This is a genomic window from Chryseobacterium sp. DT-167 (genome assembly GCF_058310155.1).
In genome coordinates this window covers 1-1,133 of sequence record NZ_JBZEEQ010000033.1, presented here as the reverse complement: position 1 = coordinate 1,133, position 1,133 = coordinate 1, and the positions used below count along the sequence as shown (strand labels likewise).

Below are 1,133 nucleotides of genomic sequence, written 5' to 3'. Positions count from 1 at the left end.
TGCCAGCGCCTGCACCAGCGGGCCCTGCCCGCCCTTCGTCGCGGCGTAGAGGCCCGTGCCGGCGAGGGCGCTGCGCGCGATGGTGGAGCCCGTGACGATGATCCGACCGCCGTCGGCCATTCGCGATGCGGCTTCCCGGAGCACGTTGAAGGTTCCGCGGATGTTGGTCCCCGTCACATGCTCGAACTGCTCGTCGGTCGTGGCCGCCAGGGGTGTCTCGATCAGCTCGACCCCGGCGTTGGCGATGACGATGTCGGGAAGGGCCAGCGTGTCGGTGACGAGATCGAAGAGGGCGCGAGCCGCCGACGAGTCGGCGGTGTCGCTGCGGGCGACCAGATGCGGCGCCGACCCGATCTCGCCGAGTTCGGCATCGATGGCGGCCGCAGCCCGCTCGTTCCGCCCGTAGGAGACGGCGACGGCAGCGCCTTCACGAGCGAAAGCCAATGCCATCGCCCGACCGATACCGCGTGTGCCTCCGGTGACGAGAACGGTCTTGCCAGTCAGTTCATACATGTGTTCCTCCTTGTTCATGACAACACTCGACGAGCATTTCTGCGGCAGCCAGGACGCGTCGAACGGGGACCCAGCAGGTCCTGTCTAACGGAGCGCGGAGGGGCGAGCATGGGGTCATGGATCGCACTGAATTCGGGCCAGTTCCTTCGCGTTCGACGCGAGGCGCTGCTGCCCTCGGACGTCGGCTTGACCGCCGGGCCGCGACGTCGAGCGCCCGGACTGCGGCGTGAAGAGGTCGCGCAACTCGCTTCCGTGACGGTCGACTACTACGCCCGTCTCGAACAGGGGCGCGGTGCGCAGCCGAGCGCTCAGATGCTGTCGGTGCTGTCCCGCGTGTTGCGACTCACCCACGATGAGAGGGACCACCTCTACCGCATCGCCGGCCAGAATCCGCCCGACCGGGTGAGCGGCACCGCCCACGTCTCGCCCGGTCTTCTCCGTGTGATGGATCGCCTCACCGACACCCCCGCGTTCGTGCTGTCCGACCTCGCTGAGACGCTGGCGTCGAATTCGCTCGCTGATGCGCTGCTGGGTGCGCCTCAGGCGAACACCGGGCTACTCCGCAGCGGAATCTACCGATGGTTCGCTGCCGCAGACACCGAACGGGCGCCCTATCCAGC

Annotated in this window: 2 protein-coding genes; one reads left to right on the top strand and one right to left on the bottom strand. The window is 68.0% G+C overall.

Going from position 1 to position 1,133, the window contains the following annotated elements; genetic code table 11:
- Positions 1-531, bottom strand: a 531-nt coding sequence (locus tag AC4FQ5_RS19535; RefSeq protein WP_491146154.1) for an SDR family NAD(P)-dependent oxidoreductase, incomplete at its 3' end; no start/stop codon positions are given.
- A gap of 90 nt (positions 532-621) precedes the next feature.
- Here AC4FQ5_RS19535 and AC4FQ5_RS19530 point away from each other — a divergent pair.
- The coding region (locus AC4FQ5_RS19530; protein WP_491146150.1) for a helix-turn-helix domain-containing protein at positions 622-1,133 on the top strand (512 nt) is incomplete at its 3' end.